Source organism: Aquabacterium sp. (assembly GCF_044226965.1).
Classification (GTDB): Bacteria; Pseudomonadota; Gammaproteobacteria; order Burkholderiales; family Burkholderiaceae_C; genus Pseudaquabacterium.
The window spans coordinates 82,703-100,154 of record NZ_JBGAGA010000009.1 but is presented as its reverse complement, the minus strand read 5'-3'; the positions used below and the strand labels follow the sequence as shown (position 1 = coordinate 100,154).

Genomic DNA, 17,452 nt, shown 5'->3' with positions numbered 1-17,452 from the left:
AAATTCTCCAATGGGAGCGAGCCGTGAAACTGGATGCCATCGATCGCAAGCTCATCGCGCTGCTGCAGGAAGACGCGGCCATCCAGGTGGCCGAGCTGGCCGCGCAGGTCGGCCTGTCGGCCACGCCGTGCTGGCGCCGCGTGCAGCGGCTGAAGGAGGCCGGCGTGCTGACACGCAGCGTGATGCTGGTGAACCGCGAGAAGGTCAACGTCGGCGTCACGGTGTTCGTGTCGATCCGCACCAACGTGCACACGCAGGCCTGGTTCGACCGCTTCCGCGCCGCGGTGGAGGCCATTCCCGAAGTGGTGGAGTTCTACCGCATGAGCGGCGAGGTGGACTACCTGCTGCGCGTGGTGGTGCCCGACATCGCCGCCTACGACCAGGTCTACAAGCGCCTGATCGCCGGCACGCAGCTGTTCGACGTGAGCTCGAGCTTCGCGATGGAGGAGATCAAGTTCACCACCGCGCTGCCGCTGTCCTACATCGATTGAACCGGCGGGAACAGCGCTTCCATCTCGCGCCGGCAGCGGTAGGCCAGGCTGCCGGTGTCCATCATCACGTCGTCCCAGCAGAGGCTCTGGCCGGCCTTCACCGGCCGCACCAGTTTGACGTCATGCGCCAGGCCCAGCGGCAGGCCGCCCATCCCGGCCGAGCGCGCGGCCGGCAGCAGCTTGCCCCACACGGTATAGCCGCCTTCGCCGTCGAGCAGCTCGCCGGCCTGCAGGTCGCGCTTGGCGGTGGCCACCACGTCGGCACCCCAGGCCAGCGCCACGCCGGTGGCTTCGCCGCGCAGCGCCACGCTGGCCACCGAATAGCCGACTTCCAGGCCGATCAAGTGCCAGCGCTTGTACAGCGTGAAGTAGCGGCCGCTGGGGTCGGTGTGGGCGTTGTACTCCTCGAAGCAGTGCTTGATGTAGTCGGTCTCCGCCTCGACGGTGACCCAAACGCCCATGCGGATGTCGTAGGGGATCACGCGGCCGTCGGCCTCGAGCGAGGAGATCACCTCGACCATGCCCTTGCGTTCGAGCACGCCGCCTTCCGATCTTGGCCGCGTCACATAGGGTATATCGGCAATGCTGGCCGGCGGGTACTTCAGGCCGTCGCTGGGCACGCCCAGGCCGGTGGCGTTGGCCACCGCGGTCGATTCGATCGAGGGCTTGGAGCCGTCGAGGAAGCTGTTGAACATCTTCGGGTTCAGCCCGCCGCGGTCGGCCTGCTCGGGGGTCAGGCCGTAGTAGCCCCACACCGTTTCGGGCGTGGAGGCGCTGAAGTGCGGCAACCACTTGTGGCCGCGGCCGGCGGCCACCACCGGGAAGCCGCAGCTGCGGGCCCAGTCGACCAGGTCGCAGATCAGCGCCGGCTGGTCGCCGAAGGCCAGCGAATAGATCACGCCGGCCTCCTGCGCCTTGCGCGCCAGCAGCGGGCCGCAGAAGGCATCGGCCTCGACGGTGACGTTGACCACATGCTTGCGCTGCGCGAACGCGGCCAGGCAATGGTCCACCGCCGCGGGCGGATGGCCGGTGCATTCGACCACCACGTCGACGGCCGGGTGGCGCACCAGCGCCTGCCAGTCCTCGCCGACGTGGGTGCTGCCCTGGCGCACCGCCTCGTCGATCGACGCGGCGGCCATGCGGTCCTCGGTCCAGCCGACGCGGGCCAGGTTGCGGCGCGCACCGGCTGGCGAGAGGTCGGCGATGGCCACCACCTGCATGCCCGGCGTGCGCGGCACCTGGGCCAGGAACATCGCGCCGAACTTGCCGGCACCGATCAGGCCGACGCGGATCGGCCGCCCTTCGGCGGCGCGCTGCTGCAGCTGGCGATGAAGACTCATGGCAACACCTCCAGCGAGGTATCGAGCGCCGAGGCCGGCAGCCCGTTTTTCCAGGGCAGCGCCACCGGCGCTTCACGCAGCAGGCAGTCGTCGGGCAGGCAGTCGATCGGCGTGAAGTCGCGGTGCGCGATGTACTCGGGCCGCTTGAAGCGCCGGATGTGGTTGCTGACGGCGCACAAGCTCAGGTACACGCTGACGCGGTTCCACGGCGAGAGGTTGCTGCTGCTGGCATGCACCAGGCAGGAGTGGAACAGGATCATCGAGCCGGCCGGGCCCTGCGGCGAGACGATGCCGCCGTGGCGCCCGCCCGCCCGCTCCACCAGCTGCGCGATCAGCGCGTGGTCGAGGGTCCACAGCGGGTAGCTGGTGGTCGTCAGGTCGTGCTGCGCATCGAGCACGCCCTTCCTGTGGCTGCCCGGGATGAACATCAGCGGGCCGTTGAAGGCATTCACCTCGTCGAGGAAGATCGCCACGTTCATCGCGCGCTCGGTGGGCATCAGGTCGTCGTTCTTCCAGGTGCCGTAGTCCTGGTGCCATTGCCACACGTCGCCCTCGAAGGCCATCTTGCCGTTGATCTTGAACTGGTGCATGTACACCGGCTCGTCGAACAGCTGCATCACCGGCTTCACCATGCGCGGGTGGCGCGCCAGGCGTGCGAAGGGCTCGCTGTACAGGTGCGCGGCGAAGTTCGTGCGCACCGCGTCGCTGCCACGCTCGCGCACGTTGAAGGCCTCGCGCCGCGCGTACAGCGCGGGCACGGCGTCGGTCAGCTGGCGTACCTCGTCGGGCGAGAACAGCCCGGGGAAGAACAGGTACCCGTCGCGCTCGAACTGCGCGCGCTGGGCTGCGGTGAGTTGCATGGTCGTCGGCTCCGCGGCGGGCAGTGGATGGTCCGGGCGCGGACCCGCGCCTGCTGCATTCAGCGTACGGACTCGGCCGCGGGCTGGCCTCGGGACTTACGCGGAGGGCTGCGCGCGCACCTGGCGCCACGCGGCGAGGATGGCCTGGGCGCTGCGTTCGCCCTCGGCCTCGTGGGTCTCCGAGCCGATCACCGAGATCCGCATCACCCAGCGCCCGCGCCATTGCGCGCCACCGGCAAAGGCTTCGCCATCGGCCTGCAGGCGGGCGATGGTGGCGCGGGTCAGGCGGTCGGCTTCATCCGCCGGGCGGTCGGTGCCGAAGCGGACGATCAGCTGGTTCAGCACCACGGTGTTGACCACCTCGACGCCTGGCGCCTGCGCCAGCCGGGCCGCCATCAGCCTTGCCACGCGCACATGCTGTTCGACCAGCGCGCCGATGCCGCGGCGGCCGAGGTGCGCGATCATGGCCCAGGTGGCGAAGCCGCGTGCGCGGCGCGACAGCTCTGGCACATAGTGCGACGGATCGCGCTCGCCCTGGCCCACCGGCAGGTAGCTGGCGTTGATGCTCATCGCATCCCAGTGCGCGCGCGCATCGCGCACGATGGCGTAGCCGCAGTCGTAGGGCGTCTGCAGCCACTTGTGGCCATCGGTGGCCCAGGAGTCGGCCTGCTCGATGCCGGCCACGCAGGCCGCGTGTTCGCGGCTCGTGCGGGCCCACAGGCCGAAGGCGCCGTCCACATGCACCCAGGCGCCACGGGCCTGCGCCAGCGGTACCAGGCGGGCGAAGTCGTCGCAGGCGCCGGTGTTGATCTGGCCGGCCTGCAGGATGACGATGGCCGGGCCGGTGATGTGGGTCACCGCCTGTGCGAAGGCCGCGGGGTCGATCGCGCCCCGAGCATCGGTGGCGATGCGCGTCACGCGCGCATGGCCCAGGCCCAGGTACTGCAGCGCCGAGTACACGGTGGCGTGGGCGTCGTCGCCGATCAGCACCTGGATCGGCGGCGCGCCGAACAGGCCTTGCGCCTGCACGTCCCAGCCCACGCGCGCGAGCACTGCGCTGCGCGCCGCCGCCAGGCCGACGAAGTTGGCCATCGTCGCGCCGGTGACGAAGCCCACCGAGGCTTCGCGTGGCAGGTCCAGCAATTCGAGCAGCCATTGCGCGGCCACCGCCTCGCAGGCCGCGGCGGCCGGGCTGGCCACCGGATTGCCGGCGTTCTGGCCCCAGGCCGAGGCCAGCCAGTCGGCGGCCACGCCCACCGGGTGCGAGTTGCCGATCACCCAGCCGAAGAAGCGTCGGCCGGCGGACTTCTGCAGGCCTGGCGTGGCGCGGGCGACGAGCTGGTCGATGACCTCGGTGGCCGGGCGGCCGCCTTCGGGCAAGGGCTCGTCGAAGCGCGCGAGCGAGGCGTGGTAGTCGTCCTCGGCGCGCTGCGGGCCTTCGTCGATGCGGCGGCGGAACGCCTCGGCCTGCGCGGCGGCGCGGGGCAGGGCGGCGAGCGGTGATCCGGTGTCGTCGGGCATGGTGCACCAGCGGGGGGCGGCTGAAGACGAGGGCCAGCATACGCGGCGACCGGCTGAAAGATCGTCAGCGACCTGTCGAATAGTTCAATACAATAAATAAATTCGATCGACCGGCAAGGGCACCCGCGATGTGGCACTACCAGGCTCCCCTGCGCGACATGCGCTTCGTGCTGCAGCGTGTGCTGCAGGCGGATCAATCGTGGTCACGCTGCCTGGCCTTCGCCGAGCTGGACCTCGACACGGCCGATGCGGTGCTGGCGGAAGCCGGTCGTTTTGCGTCTGAAATACTGCAGCCCTTGAACGGTCCGGCTGACCTGCAGGGCTGCACGCTGGCGGCCGACGGCAGCGTGCGCACGCCGGACGGCTACCGCGCGGCGTACCAGGCCTTCGTCGAGGGCGGCTGGCCGGCGCTGCCCTGCGACCCCGCCTGGGGCGGCCAGGGCCTGCCGCTGCTGGTGGACGCGGCGATGCGCGAGATGCTCAGCGCCAGCAACCATGGCTGGACCATGTACCCCGATCTGCTGCACGGCGCCTACGAGACGATCAAGGCCCATGCCGATGACGCTCTGAAAGCGCGTTATCTGCCGAAGATCGCCAGCGGCGAATGGCTGGCCGCGATGGCGCTGACCGAGCCGCAGGCCGGCAGCGACCTGGGCCTGCTGCGCACCCGTGCCGAGCCGCAGCCCGATGGCAGCCTGCGCGTGAGCGGCAGCAAGATCTTCATCTCCGGCGGCGAGCACGACCTCACCGACAACATCGTGCACCTGGTGCTGTGCCGCCTGCCCGATGCGCCGCCTGGCACCAAGGGGATTTCGCTGGCGCTGGTGCCGAAGCTGCTGCCCGATGGCACGCGCAACGCAATGGTCTGCGACGGCATCGAGAAGAAGATGGGCATCAAGGGCAGCGCCACCTGCGCGATGCGCTACGAGGCCGCCACCGGCTGGCTGATCGGCGCGCCGCACCGCGGGCTGGCCGCGATGTTCCTGATGATGAACTCGGCTCGCCTGCACGTCGGGCTGCAGGGCCTGGGCCACCAGGAGATGGCGACGCAGAACGCGCTGCGCTACGCGTACGAGCGCTTGCAGATGCGCGCCGCGCGTCGGCCCGAGGGCGCGGCGCCGGCCGCGGCCGACCCGATTGCCTGGCACCCGGCGATGCGCCACACGCTGCTGCGCCTGCAGGCGCTGACCGAGGCCCACCGGGTGATCGCCTACCGCGCCGCGCAGTGCATCGACGAAGCCCACCACCAGGCCGACGACGCCCGGCGCCAGCGTGCCGCGGCGCTGGCTGCGCTGCTGACGCCGCTGGTCAAGGCCAGCCTGACGCGCCAGGGCTTCGAGGCCGCCAGCGCCGCGCTGCAGGTCTTCGGCGGCTATGGCTACACGCACGACTACGGCATCGAGCAGACCGTGCGGGATGCGCGCATCGCGATGGTCTACGAAGGCACGAACGAGATCCAGGCCATCGACCTGCTGACGCGCAAGGTGCTCGCCGACGGTGGCAGCGCGCTGGGCCTGCTGCTCGACGACCTGCAGGCCGAGGCCGCGCGCTGTGAGGCCGAGCCCGCACTGGCCGACTTCGGTGCCGCGTTGCGGGCGCAGTGCGGCCGCGCCCGCGAGGCCACCGCCGCGGTGCAGGCCGCGGTGGCCACCGATGCCGAAGCGCCGCTGCGCGTGGCCGATGCCTACCTGCTGGGCCTGACCCACCTGCTGCAGGCCTGGGCCTTTGCGGCCAGCGCCCGCGCCGCGCGCGAGGACAGCGACGCCGCGTGGGCCGCAGCCAAGACCGAGCGCATGCGCTACGGCCTGCAATGGTTGTTGCCCGAATCCGCGGCACCCTGGCAGCAGGTGTGCCTGGCGGCGCAGCGCACGCTGCCGATGCTCACGCTGCCGGGCTGACGCGCGCCTCCAGCGCCAGGCGGTCGACGACGCTGGCGCGCGGCAGCACGCGCCGGCGCAGCAGCACCAGCACCGCGAGCGTGAAGCTGGGCAGCGCCCACGGCGTGTCCACCAGCACCATCGCCGCCTGCCACAGCAGCTGCGGGTCCATGTCGTGCACGAAGCTGGCCAGCTCGAACACCTGGCCGGTGCTGAAGCCGGCCACGCTGGCCGGCGTGAGGGCATCGAGGGCCAGGCCCTGCGGGCCCAGCAGCGGGCGGAAGGCGCCGGCGGCCACGGCCGTCAGGCTCAGCAGGCCCAGCGGCTGCAGCAGGCGGGCCAGCATGCGGCTGCGGCGTGCTTCGTCGGCGCGCGTGTACAGCCGGACCAGCAGGCGCGCGGGCGAATGCGGCCCGGCGCCGTGGGGTGAAGCGATGTCGTGCATGGGCAGGACCTCGATGGCTTGGGGAACGGTTCGGTGAACGACCTGATCATGCATCCGCGGTTCCGGCACACGAGGTAAAGAATCGCAGCGCGCGTGTGTCGGCGAACGGTAAAACGTTGCGGCGGCGCATTTGATGGTCGTCAAGCCGTGGCCGCGCGGCCGGCGCGATAGTGCGGCATCGCCACCCGGAGCCCCGACCATGAACTTCCGCAGCCTGCTGGTCCTGCTGGACAGCGAAGCCACCTGCCAATCGCGTACCGAGTATGCGATCCAGCTGGCGCGCTCGCTCGATGCGCACCTGGTGGGCCTGGTGCCGACCGGCCTGCCCGACCTGCCGCTCACGCCGACCACGGCGGCGGCCCTGTCGGCCTACCTCGCCAAGGCCGAGGCCGCGTTGCAGGACCAGGGCGCGCATCTGGCGCAGAAGTTCAAGACCAGCTGCGACCAGGCCGGCGCGCATGCGGTGGAAGCCGTCACCACGCCGGACGACCCGGCGATGGCACTGGCCCGGCACGTGCCCTATTGCGACCTGGCCGTCGTGAGCCAGCCGGACCCGGCGCAGTCGGGCTATTCGCAGGCGCGGGCCGCGCTCGACCAGGTGGTGCAGACCAGTCCGCGGCCGACGCTGATCCTGCCCTATGCCGGCAGCTTCCAGGCCCCGGCGCGGCGCGTGCTGGTGGGCTGGGACGAAAGCCGCGAGGGCGCGCGCGCCGTGGCCGATGCGATGCCGCTGCTGGTGCGCGCCGAGCAGGTGCGGGTCGTGCGCTTCATCCGCGACGGCGACGACAAGCCGGTGCTGCACGAGCGCATCGAATCGCTGGTGCGCTGGCTGGCCTGGCACGGCGTGAAGGCCGAGGCCAGCGTCGAGGTCACGGCCATCGGCTATGCCGACGCGCTGCTGTCGCGCGCCTCCGACGTGGATGCCGAGATGATCGTGATGGGCGCCTACGGCCATGCGCGCTGGACCCAGCGCATGCTGGGCGGTGCCACGCGCGGCATCCTCGAAACCATGACCGTGCCGGTGCTGATGTCGCGCTGAGGCCCCGCAGGAGCAAGCAACATGACGAATACCTCGAGCGCGCTGCAGGACCTGCAGGCCCGCTTGCTGGCCCGCCGCGAAGAACTGGCCGGCGAAGTGGCCCGGGAGCAGCAGCACCCGGACGACCTGAGCCACGAAGTGCGCGACCGCAAGGAAGAGGCCCAGGCGCGCGAGCAGGACGAAGTGGCGGCGGCCGAGACCGAACGCGACGTGGCCGAGCTGCGCGAGATCGACGCCGCGCTGGCGCGGCTGGCGGCCGGCCGCTACGGCCTGTGCACCGAGTGCGGCGAACCGATCGAGGCGGCCCGCCTGCAGGTGCAGGCCACCGCGGCGCGCTGCATGGGCTGCCAGCGCGCAGCCGAGTCACCCACGCGTTAGCGGCAGGCCGACGGCGCTTCAGGCGCCGGCCGGCATGGCCAGCACTTCCTGGCCATGCGCCAGCGCTTCCAGCCGGTGCGGGTTCAGCACCGTGATGCGGGCGTGGCTGGTGCTGACGATGCCCAGCGCCTGCATCGCCCGCAGCACGCCGTTGATGCGCTGGCGGCTGGCGCACAGCAGGCTGGCCAGGTCGCTTTGCGGCAGCGCCACGTCGATGCGTTCGCCCAAGGCGGTGCTGCGGCCTNTGGATGCCGAGATGATCGTGATGGGCGCCTACGGCCATGCGCGCTGGACCCAGCGCATGCTGGGCGGTGCCACGCGCGGCATCCTCGAAACCATGACCGTGCCGGTGCTGATGTCGCGCTGAGGCCCCGCAGGAGCAAGCCAACATGACGAACACCTCGAGCGCGCTGCAGGACGTACGGACCCGCTTGCTGGCCCGCCGCGAAGAACTGGCCGGCGAAGTGGCCCGCGAGCAGCAGCACTCGGACGACCTGAGCCACGAAGTGCGCGACCGCAAGGAAGAGGCCCAGGCGCGCGAGCAGGACGAAGTGGCGGCGGCCGAGACCGAACGCGACCTGGCCGAGCTGCGCGAGATCGACGCCGCGCTGGCGCGACTCGCGGCCGGCCGCTACGGCCTGTGCACCGAGTGCGGCGAACCGATCGAGGCGGCCCGGTTGCAGGTGCAGGCTACCGCGGCGCGCTGCATGAGCTGCCAGCGCGCAGCCGAGTCACATACGCGTTAGCGGCCGATCGCGGGCGCTTCAGGCGCCGGCCGGCATGGCCAGCACTTCCTGGCCATGCGTGGCTGGTGCTGACGATGCCCAGCGCCTGCATCGCCCGCAGCACGCCGTTGATGCGCTGGCGGCTGGCGCACAGCAGGCTGGCCAGGTCGCTTTGCGGCAGCGCCACGTCGATGCGTTCGCCCAAGGCGGTGCTGCGGCCGAACTGGCGCAGCAGGCGCTGCAGTTGCATCGCCACGCGCTGCGCCAGCGGCGCGGTCTGCAGCTCTTCCATGCGGCGCAGCATGTGGCGCAGGCGGCGGCAGTCCAGCTGCAGCAGCGCCTGATGCAGTTCAGGCGAGCCCTGGATCAGGCAGTGCAGGTCGTGCTTGCACACCAGCAGCAGCGTGCTGTTGACATGCGCGCGCATCTCCAGGCTGCAATGGCCGCCGTCCACCAGCTCGATGTCGCCGTACCAGTCGCCCGGACCCAGCAGGTCGAGCGTGAAGCTGCGGCCGTCGGACAGGTCGGTGCCCAGGCGCAGGGCCCCGCTGGCCACGCCCACCCAGTCGCTGGCATGGTTGCCGCGCCGCACCAGCAGCGTGCCGCGGCTGACATGGCGCACCCGCGCCCGCGCCAGGATCGCGCGGCGCAGCTCCAGCGAGAGGCTGGAGAACCACGCGCCCTGCTTCAGGCTGTGGTTCTCGGCCGGGCGCAGGTCGGGGTGCAGCACGCCGGTGTCCGGCGCGGCCGGTACGGTGTAGGCCGCGGCGGCAGGCCGGGCCGGAATCGTCGAGAGCAGTGCAGTCATGGCGATGGCCGCTCCAATACCGGGTCAGGGTCGAATCAGGGGCGTGGCAGGCGAAGGCTTCGGCGTCAGCAGACCTCGAACAGGCCGGCAGCCCCCTGGCCGCCGCCGATGCACATCGTCACCACGACGTATTTGGCGCCGCGGCGCTTGCCCTCGATCAGGGCGTGGCCGGTCAGGCGCGAGCCCGACACGCCGTAGGGGTGACCCACAGCGATGGCGCCGCCGTTCACGTTCAGCAGCTCGTCGGGAATGCCGAGCTTATCGCGGCAGTACAGCACCTGGACCGCAAAAGCCTCATTGAGTTCCCACAGCCCGATGTCCGACACCTTCAGGCCGTTGCGCTCCAGCAGCCGCGGCACGGCGTAGACCGGGCCGATGCCCATCTCGTCGGGCTCGCAGCCAGCCACCGCGAAGCCGCGAAAGATGCCCAGCGGCTCGATGTTGCGGCGCTCGGCCAGCTTGGCGTTCATCAGCAGGCACACCGAGGCGCCGTCGGAGAACTGGCTGGCATTGCCGGCGGTGACCACGCCGCCGGGCATCGCCGGGCGGATCTTCTGCACGCCTTCGAGCGTGGTGTCGGGGCGGATGCCCTCGTCGGCGGCGATGGTCACCTCCTTGCGGGTGAGGCGGCCGGTGGCCTTGTCGGCCACGCCCATCACGGTGGTCATCGGCACGATCTCGGCGTCGAACTTGCCGGCTGCGGCGGCCGCGGCCGCACGCAGCTGGCTGCGCACGCCGTATTCGTCCTGCGCGTCCTTCGAGATGTTGTAGCGCTTGGCCACCTGCTCGGCGGTCTGCAGCATGCTCCAGTAGATCTCGGGCTTCAGCTCCATCATCGCGGGGTCGACGCGCATGTGGCGGTTGACCTCGTTCTGCACGCAGGAGATGGATTCGAGGCCGCCGCCGATCATCACAGGCGCCTGGTCGACGATGATGCGCTGCGCGGCCATCGCGATGGCCTGCAGGCCCGACGAGCAGAAGCGGTTGATCGACACGCCGGCGGTGGACACCGGCAGCCCGGCGCGCAATGCGGCCACGCGCGCGATGTTGCCGCCGGTGGTGCCTTCGAGCAGGCTGGCGCCGAGGATCACGTCCTCGACCTCGTCGGGCGCGACGCCGGCGCGCTTGACGGCTTCGGCGATCACATGGCCGCCGAGCGTGGCGCCATAGGTCATGTTGAACGCGCCCTTCCAGCTCTTGGCCAGGCCGGTGCGGGCGGTGGAGACGATGACGGCTTCGGTCATGGTGGTGGTTCCGGAAGAGGTGATCAGTTGAAGGTCTTGCCTTCTTCGGCCAGCTTCACGAGCAGCGGCGCGGGCGCCCACGAGGCGTCGGCGCCGGGCTCTGCGGCGAAGCGGCGCAGCGCGCGCACGACGTTGGGCAGGCCCACCATGTCGGCATAGAGCATCGGGCCGCCGCGGTGCAGCGGGAAGCCGTAGCCGTTGAGGTAGACGATGTCGATGTCCGAGGCCCGCGCGGCAATGCCTTCGTCGAGGATGCGCGCGCCTTCGTTCACCAGCGCGTAGATGCAGCGCTCGACCACTTCCTCGTCGCTGATCTTGCGTGGCGTGATGCCGGCGGCGGCGCGGTAGTCGGCGATCAGCTGCTCGGTCACCGGATCGGGGATCGGGTCGCGCTTGCCGGCCTCGTAGCGGTACCAGCCGGCACCGGTCTTCTGGCCGAAGCGGCCGGCTTCGCACAGCTTGTCGGCGATGATCGGCTTCATCTCGACGCCGGCCTCGGCCGCCTTGCGCTTGCGCGTGGCCCAGCCGATGTCCAGGCCGGCCAGGTCGCCCATGCGGAACGGACCCATCGCCAGGCCGAACTTCTGCAGCGCGCCGTCCACCTGCTGCGGCAGCGCGCCGGCGTTGATCAGCCCCTGTGCCGCGGCGCCGTAGCGCGCCAGCATGCGGTTGCCGATGAAGCCGTCGCACACGCCGGAGACCACCGCGATCTTCTTGATGGTCTTGGCCAGCGCCATGCCGGTGGCCAGCACGTCGGGCGCGGTCTGCGCGCCGCGCACCACTTCCAGCAGCCGCATCACGTTGGCCGGGCTGAAGAAGTGCAGGCCGATCACGTCCGCCGGGCGCTTGGTGAACGTGGCGATCCTGTCGATGTTCAGGTACGAGGTGTTGGAGGCCAGGATCGCGCCGGGCTTGCACACCTCGTCGAGCGTGCGGAACACCTGCTCCTTCACGTCCATGTTCTCGAACACCGCCTCGATCACCAGGTCGACGTCCTTGAAGGCGTCGTAGGTCAGCGTCGGCGTGATCAGGCCCATGCGCTGCTCGACCTGCTCGGCCTTCAGCTTGCCCTTCTTGGCCGAGTTCTCGTAGTTCCTGCGGATGGTGCCGAGGCCCTTGTCCAGCGCTTCCTGCTTCATCTCCAGCAGCACCACCGGGATGCCGGCATTCAGGAAGTTCATCGTGATGCCGCCGCCCATGGTGCCGGCACCGATGACGCCCACGCGCTTGATCTCGCGCAGCGCGGTGCCCTCGGGCAGGCCGGGGATCTTGGCTGCGGCGCGCTCGGCCGCGAACACATGGCGCAGTGCACGCGACTCGGGGCTCTGCATCAGCGCCATGAAGCCTTCGCGCTCGAGCTTGACGCCTTCGTCGAAGGGCTTGGTCAGCGCGTGGGCCACCGCTTCCAGGCACTTCATCGGCGCCGGGAAGGGGCCGGCCATCGCGCCGACGGTGTTGCGCGCGAACTGCAGGAAGGCCTCGCCCTGCGGGTCCTTCACCTTGCGGTCGCGCACGCGCTGGATCGGCTTGTCGGCCACGCCGGTGGCGAACAGCACCGCGCCGTCGACCAGGTTGCCGCTGATGATCTGGTCGATCAGCGGCGTGCCGGCAAAGGCCTCGGCCTTCACCGGGTTGCCGCTGACGCACATGTTCAGCGCCGCCTCCAGGCCGATCAAGCGCGGCAGGCGCTGCGTGCCGGTGGCGCCGGGCAACAGGCCGATCTTCACCTCGGGCAGACCCAGCTGCGCATCGGCCAGCGCCACGCGGTAGTGGCAGCCCATCGCCAGCTCGAAGCCGCCGCCCAGGCATTGCCCGGCGATGGCCGCGACCACCGGCTTGGCGGTCTTCTCGACCAGGTCGATCAGCACGCGCAGGTTCGGCTCGCGCGCGGCCAGCGGGGTGCCGAACTCGGTGACGTCGGCGCCGGCCGAGAAGGCGCGCGCGCTGCCCGCCAGCACGATGGCCTTGACGTTGGCATCGGCGCTGGCGCGGTCGAAGGCATTGGCAATGCCGGTGCGCAGCGCGGCGCCCAGGCTGTTGACCGGCGGCCGGTCCATCGTGATCACGGCCACCGGACCGCGGACTTCGTAGCTGACGGGTTCGCTCATGGTGCGTCTTTCTTCAATGACAGTCAAAGTACGTGGCCAGCGCCGGCGGGATCGCGGCGCTCAGTAGCCGCGGCCGAGGGCCAGCTGGTCCTGGTGGAAGTTCGCGTCGCCGAACAGCTCCTGCAGCACACGGGCGCGCTTCATGAACAGGCCGATGTCGAACTCGTCGGTCATGCCCATGCCGCCGTGCATCTGCACGCCTTCCTGCACCGCCAGCGTCGCCGTGCGGCCGGCGCGGGCCTTGGCCACCGCCACCGCCGGCCCGGCCTTCGCGGCATCGGCATCCAGCGCCTGCTGGGCCTTGACGACGGCGGCGCGGGTGATCTCCAACTCGCAGTACAGCAGCGCGGCGCGGTGCTGCAGCGCCTGGAACTCGCCGATCAGGCGGCCGAACTGCTTGCGCTCCTTCAGGTAGTTCACGGTGCGCTCGAACACCTCGTCGGCCAGGCCCAGGAGCTCGGCGGCCGCCGCGCAGCGGCCGGCGTTCAGCGCGGCTTCGAGCACCAGCGCGCCGCGGCCGACTTCGCCCAGCACGGCGTCGGCGGCTACCTGCACGCGGTCGAAGCGCACGCGGGCGGCGTTGTGCGCATCGGCCATCACGGTGCGCTCGACCGAGACGCCGGCGGCCGTGCGCGGCACCAGGCACAGCGTGATGCCTTCGGCCTCGCCGGGCTGCCCCGCCGAGCGCGCGGCGACGATGAGCAGGTCGGCGACATGGCCGTCGAGCACGAAGGTCTTCGCGCCGTCCAGCAGCAGGCCGCCGGCCACCGGCGTGGCCGTGGTGCTGATCTGCAGCGGCCGGTGCTTGGCCGCTTCGTCGACCGCCAACGTCGCGATGACCTCGCCGCTGCCGATGCGGCGCAGCCAGGCATCCTGCTGCGCGGCGTTGCCGCCCGCCTTCAGCGCGGTGAGCGCAACGATGCCCGAGGCCAGCAGCGGCGACGCGCAGAGCTGGTGGCCGATCTGCTCCATCACCACGCCGGCCTCGACATGGCCCAGGCCGAGCCCGCCATGGCTTTCGGGCACCAGCACGCCGGTGAAGCCCATCTCGGCGAACCGGGCCCACAGCGGGCGCGAGAAGCCGTCGGCATCGGCGCTATCACGCAAATGACGCAGCGCCGTGATCGGCGACTGCTCGGCCAGGAAATCGCGTGCGCTGTCGCGCAGCATCGCTTGTTCTTCGGTCAGCACCAGAGGCATCTCAGGCTCCCGGGAGTTCTAGGATGCGCTTGGCGATGATGTTCAGCTGCACCTCGCTGGTCCCGCCCTCGATCGAGTTGGCCTTGCTGCGCAGCCAGTTGCGCGCGGCGGCGCCGTGCTGCGAGCGCTCGCTGTCCCATTCCAGCGCGTCGCTGCCGCCGGCGGCCATCACCAGCTCGAGGCGGCGCTTGTTCAGCTCGGCGCCGTAGAACTTCAGCATCGACGACATGGCGGGATGGGCCTGCCTCGCGCGGTGCAGGTCGCCGGCGCGTTCGAGCGCCAGGCGGAACGCGGCTTCGTCGGCCTCGAACTCGGCGATCTGCGCGCGCAGGCCGTGGTCGGCCAGCCGGCCGGTGGCATCGAGCCCGATCTGCGCGGCCGCGAGCTGCCCCATCGGCTTGGGCTGCGCGCGGTCGCCGATCGCGCCGATCATCTCGCGCTCGTGCGTCAGCAGGTACTTGGCCACGTCCCAGCCGGCGTTGAGTTCGCCGACGAGGTTGCGCTTGTCCACCCGCACGTTGTCGAAGAAGGTTTCGCAGAACGGGCTCTTGCCCGAGATCAGCAGGATGGGCTTGGTGCTGACGCCGGGCGTGGCCATGTCGAACAGCACGAAGCTGATGCCGGTGTGCTTCTTCGCGGTGTCGGTGCGCACCAGGCAGAAGATCCAGTCGGCCTTGTCGGCGTACGAGGTCCAGATCTTCTGGCCGTTGACGATGAAGTGATCGCCGCGGTCCTCGGCCCGCGTGGCCAGCGCGGCGAGGTCGGAGCCGGCGTTCGGCTCGCTGTAGCCCTGGCACCAGCGGATCTCGCCGCGGGCGATCTTCGGCAGGTGCTCGCGCTTCTGCTCCTCGTTGCCGAACTTCAGCAGTGCCGGCCCCAGCATCCAGATGCCGAAGCTCTGCAGCGGCACGCGGCAGTTCAGGCGCTTCATCTCCTGCGCCAGCACCTTGGCCTCGTCGCCCGACAGGCCGCCGCCGCCGTAGGCCTTGGGCCAGGTCGGCACGGTCCAGCCACGCTCGCCCATGCGCTGCAGCCACAGGCGCTGCGCCTCGGACTGGAAGGTGAACTGCCGGCCGCCCCAGCAGATGTCGTCCTCGTTGCGCACCGGCTGGCGCATCTCGGGCGGGCAGTGGGCTTCGAGCCAGGCGCGGGTTTCGACGCGGAAACTGTCGAGGGTGGTGGTGTCGCTCATCTTGCCGCCTAGGAAATCAGATCGTCACACCGCCGTCGATGACCAGGCTCTGCCCGGTCATGAACGAGCCGGCCTTCGAGGCCAGGTACACGGCGGCGCCGGCGATTTCGTCGGGCTCGCCGATGCGGCGCAGCGGCGTGTGCTGGTTGCGTTGCGCCAGCGCGGCCTCGTCTTCCCACAGCGCCTTCGCGAAATCGGTCTTGATCAGGCCCGGCGCGATGCAGTTGACGCGGATGTTGTGCTGGCCGTACTCGACCGCCAGGTTGCGCGCCAGCTGCATGTCGGCCGCCTTGCTGATGCAGTAGGCGCCGATGATCGGCGAGCCGCGCAGCCCGCCGATCGACGAGACGATGATGATCGAGCCCTCGCGCCGCTCGATCATCTGCGGCACCACCATGCTGATCAGCCAGTGGTTGGCGACGATGTTGTTGTCCAGGATCTTGCGGAACTGGTCGTCCGAGATGCCGGCCTGCGGCCCGTAGTACGGGTTGCTGGCGGCATTGCAGACCAGGATGTCGACGCGGCCGAGCTGCCGTTGGGTCTCGTCGACCAGGTGCTGCAGCGCTTCCTTCGACGAGATGTTGGCCGGCACGACGATGGCGCGCGGCTGGCCGTTCGGACCGGGGTAGCGCGTGTTGAGCTCATCGGCCACCACCTGGCAGGGCTCGGCCTTGCGCGAGGAGATCACCACCTGCGCGCCGTGCTCGGCCATGCGCTCGGCGATCGCCCGGCCGATGCCGCGCGACGAGCCGGTGATGATCGCGACCTTGCCGCTCAGATCGAAGAGGTTCATCGCAGCAGCTCCGGTTCAGGCGTGGGCCTTGTAGCGGCCGATCTCGAGGCGGGCGATGGTGCGGTTGTGCACTTCATCGGGCCCGTCGGCCAGGCGCATCGTGCGCATGCTGGCGTAGCGCTTGGCCAGGCCCGCGTCGCTGGAGACGCCGGCGGCGCCAAAGGCCTGGATCGCCATGTCGATGACCTTCAGCGCGGCGCGCGGCGCGGCGACCTTGATCATCGCGATCTCGAGCTGTGCGACCTTGTTGCCGACCTTGTCCATCATGTCGGCGGCCTTCAGGCACAGCAGCCGTGTCATCTCGATGTCGATGCGCGCCTCGGCGATGCGCTGTTCCCACACCGACTGCTCGATGATGCGCTTGCCGAAGGCGGTGCGCGACTGCAGGCGCTTGACCATCTGCTCCAGCGCCACCTCGGCCGAGCCGATGGAACGCATGCAGTGGTGGATGCGGCCCGGACCCAGGCGGCCCTGCGCAATCTCGAAGCCGCGCCCTTCGCCCAGCAGCAGGTTGCTGGCGGGGACGCGTACATTGCGCAATATCACCTCGGCATGGCCGTGCGGCGCGTCGTCGAAGCCGAACACCGGCAGCATGCGCACCACCTCGATGCCGGGGCTGTCCAGCGGCACCAGGATCTGCGATTGCGCCGAGTGCTTGGGCGCGTTCGGATCGGTCTTGCCCATCAGGATGGCGAGCTTGCAGCGCGGGTCGCCGACGCCGGAGGACCACCACTTGGTGCCGTTGATCACGTACTCGTCGCCGTCGCGCACGATGGAGGTGGCAATGTTGGTGGCGTCCGACGAGGCGACGTCGGGCTCGGTCATCAGGAACGCCGAGCGGATCTCGCCGGCCAGCAGCGGCTGCAGCCAGCGCGCCTTGTGCTCGTCACTGCCGTAGCGGCACAGCACCTCCATGTTGCCGGTGTCGGGCGCCGAGCAGTTGAACACCTCGGAGGCCCAGGAGACCTTGCCCATTTCCTCGGCGCACAGCGCGTATTCGAGGTTGGTGAGGCCGGCGCCCCGGTAGGGGCTGTCCTCGGGCAGCGAATCGCGCGGCAGGAACAGGTTCCACAGGCCGGCGGCCTTGGCCTTCTTCTTCAACTCCTCGAGCACGGGCACCACCTGCCAGCGGTTCTCGCCGAAGTCCTTCATCTGGTGGTTGTAGACCGGCACGTTCGGGTAGACGTGCTCGTTCATGAAGTCGATGACACGCTGGCGCCAGTAGGCCTGCTTCTCGGACATCGTGAAGTTCATCTTGTCTCCTCGGCCTGTGGCGGCGGATGGTGGATGGGGCGCTTCCGCCCCAGCGCCGCAAAGATAGCAGAGAGCCCCCGCGAATGGCAAACTAAAACTTCGAAAACACCGCAAGATCAGGTGTCGTCACATAGGCGACTAGGGTTAACCATGACGTACCGAAGATTCGATTTTGCC

At 70.2% G+C, this 17,452-nt stretch carries 17 protein-coding genes and 1 pseudogene; 6 read left to right on the top strand and 12 right to left on the bottom strand.

What is annotated here, in order from left to right; translation table 11 throughout:
- The first annotated feature begins 29 nt into the window (after positions 1–29).
- Positions 30–491 carry an Lrp/AsnC family transcriptional regulator gene (locus tag ACILR4_RS06455; RefSeq protein WP_395700032.1) on the top strand — a complete coding sequence of 154 codons (462 nt, stop codon included), beginning with the start codon at positions 30–32 and terminating at the stop codon, positions 489–491.
- Here ACILR4_RS06455 and ACILR4_RS06450 read toward each other — a convergent pair.
- The 3 genes from ACILR4_RS06450 to ACILR4_RS06440 all read right to left on the bottom strand — a co-directional run bounded on the left by ACILR4_RS06450 (position 479) and on the right by ACILR4_RS06440 (position 4,212).
- Positions 479–1,831, bottom strand: coding sequence for an NAD(P)H-dependent oxidoreductase (locus tag ACILR4_RS06450; RefSeq protein WP_395700016.1), 1,353 nt, complete (start codon positions 1,829–1,831; stop codon positions 479–481). The genes ACILR4_RS06455 and ACILR4_RS06450 overlap by 13 nt on opposite strands.
- Entirely contained in the window at positions 1,828–2,691 is an 864-nt protein-coding gene (locus ACILR4_RS06445; RefSeq protein ID WP_395700015.1) for a phytanoyl-CoA dioxygenase family protein, read from the bottom strand. The genes ACILR4_RS06450 and ACILR4_RS06445 overlap by 4 nt, the downstream gene beginning before the upstream one ends.
- A gap of 96 nt (positions 2,692–2,787) precedes the next feature.
- On the bottom strand, positions 2,788–4,212 hold the full coding sequence (locus tag ACILR4_RS06440) for a pyridoxal phosphate-dependent decarboxylase family protein (protein WP_395700014.1): 1,425 nt from the start codon (positions 4,210–4,212) through the stop codon (positions 2,788–2,790).
- A gap of 128 nt (positions 4,213–4,340) precedes the next feature.
- On the opposite strand from ACILR4_RS06440, the gene ACILR4_RS06435 reads away from it, so the two are divergent.
- Positions 4,341–6,110: an acyl-CoA dehydrogenase family protein gene (locus ACILR4_RS06435; protein ID WP_395700013.1), complete on the top strand. Its 1,770-nt coding sequence runs from the start codon at positions 4,341–4,343 to the stop codon at positions 6,108–6,110.
- Here the strand turns inward: ACILR4_RS06435 and ACILR4_RS06430 are convergent.
- On the bottom strand, positions 6,094–6,534 hold the full coding sequence (locus tag ACILR4_RS06430; RefSeq protein ID WP_395700012.1) for a hypothetical protein: 441 nt from the start codon (positions 6,532–6,534) through the stop codon (positions 6,094–6,096). The genes ACILR4_RS06435 and ACILR4_RS06430 overlap by 17 nt on opposite strands.
- 199 nt (positions 6,535–6,733) lie before the next feature.
- Here ACILR4_RS06430 and ACILR4_RS06425 point away from each other — a divergent pair, with 199 nt between their 5' ends.
- Together ACILR4_RS06425 and ACILR4_RS06420 are read left to right on the top strand one after the other, a co-directional pair.
- The gene (locus ACILR4_RS06425) at positions 6,734–7,573 is read left to right on the top strand and encodes a universal stress protein (RefSeq protein ID WP_395700011.1); all 840 of its coding nucleotides are present in this window, start codon (positions 6,734–6,736) and stop codon (positions 7,571–7,573) included.
- A gap of 21 nt (positions 7,574–7,594) precedes the next feature.
- On the top strand, positions 7,595–7,951 hold the full coding sequence (locus ACILR4_RS06420; protein WP_395700010.1) for a TraR/DksA family transcriptional regulator: 357 nt from the start codon (positions 7,595–7,597) through the stop codon (positions 7,949–7,951).
- An 18-nt stretch (positions 7,952–7,969) separates the two neighbouring features.
- Here the strand turns inward: ACILR4_RS06420 and ACILR4_RS06415 are convergent, their stop codons facing one another.
- A complete protein-coding gene (locus ACILR4_RS06415) occupies positions 7,970–8,179 on the bottom strand; it encodes a helix-turn-helix domain-containing protein (RefSeq protein WP_395700009.1) in 210 nt (69 codons plus the stop codon).
- 22 nt (positions 8,180–8,201) lie between these two features.
- On the opposite strand from ACILR4_RS06415, the pseudogene ACILR4_RS06410 reads away from it, so the two are divergent.
- A pseudogene (locus tag ACILR4_RS06410) lies at positions 8,202–8,318 on the top strand (universal stress protein); the annotation flags it as partial.
- A 22-nt stretch (positions 8,319–8,340) separates the two neighbouring features.
- Positions 8,341–8,697 (top strand): TraR/DksA family transcriptional regulator, encoded by a 357-nt coding sequence (locus ACILR4_RS06405; RefSeq protein WP_395700008.1) that lies wholly within the window; start codon positions 8,341–8,343, stop codon positions 8,695–8,697.
- On the opposite strand, the gene ACILR4_RS06400 is transcribed toward ACILR4_RS06405, so the two are convergent.
- The 7 genes from ACILR4_RS06400 to ACILR4_RS06370 all read right to left on the bottom strand — a co-directional run bounded on the left by ACILR4_RS06400 (position 8,642) and on the right by ACILR4_RS06370 (position 17,275).
- Positions 8,642–9,484 (bottom strand): Crp/Fnr family transcriptional regulator, encoded by an 843-nt coding sequence (locus tag ACILR4_RS06400; RefSeq protein WP_395700007.1) that lies wholly within the window; start codon positions 9,482–9,484, stop codon positions 8,642–8,644. The genes ACILR4_RS06405 and ACILR4_RS06400 overlap by 56 nt on opposite strands.
- Positions 9,485–9,549: 65 nt before the next feature.
- Entirely contained in the window at positions 9,550–10,728 is a 1,179-nt protein-coding gene (locus tag ACILR4_RS06395; RefSeq protein ID WP_395700006.1) for an acetyl-CoA C-acyltransferase, read from the bottom strand.
- A gap of 23 nt (positions 10,729–10,751) precedes the next feature.
- Positions 10,752–12,836 (bottom strand): 3-hydroxyacyl-CoA dehydrogenase NAD-binding domain-containing protein, encoded by a 2,085-nt coding sequence (locus tag ACILR4_RS06390; RefSeq protein ID WP_395700005.1) that lies wholly within the window; start codon positions 12,834–12,836, stop codon positions 10,752–10,754.
- Between the two features lie 60 nt (positions 12,837–12,896).
- Positions 12,897–14,036 (bottom strand): acyl-CoA dehydrogenase family protein, encoded by a 1,140-nt coding sequence (locus ACILR4_RS06385; protein ID WP_395700004.1) that lies wholly within the window; start codon positions 14,034–14,036, stop codon positions 12,897–12,899.
- Position 14,037: 1 nt separating this feature from the next.
- Entirely contained in the window at positions 14,038–15,228 is a 1,191-nt protein-coding gene (locus ACILR4_RS06380) for an acyl-CoA dehydrogenase family protein (RefSeq protein WP_395700003.1), read from the bottom strand.
- 16 nt (positions 15,229–15,244) lie between these two features.
- Positions 15,245–16,021, bottom strand: a complete 777-nt coding sequence (locus ACILR4_RS06375) for an SDR family NAD(P)-dependent oxidoreductase (RefSeq protein WP_395700002.1) — start codon at positions 16,019–16,021, stop codon at positions 15,245–15,247.
- Between the two features lie 15 nt (positions 16,022–16,036).
- Positions 16,037–17,275: an acyl-CoA dehydrogenase family protein gene (locus ACILR4_RS06370; protein ID WP_395700001.1), complete on the bottom strand. Its 1,239-nt coding sequence runs from the start codon at positions 17,273–17,275 to the stop codon at positions 16,037–16,039.
- Positions 17,276–17,452: the final 177 nt, after the last annotated feature.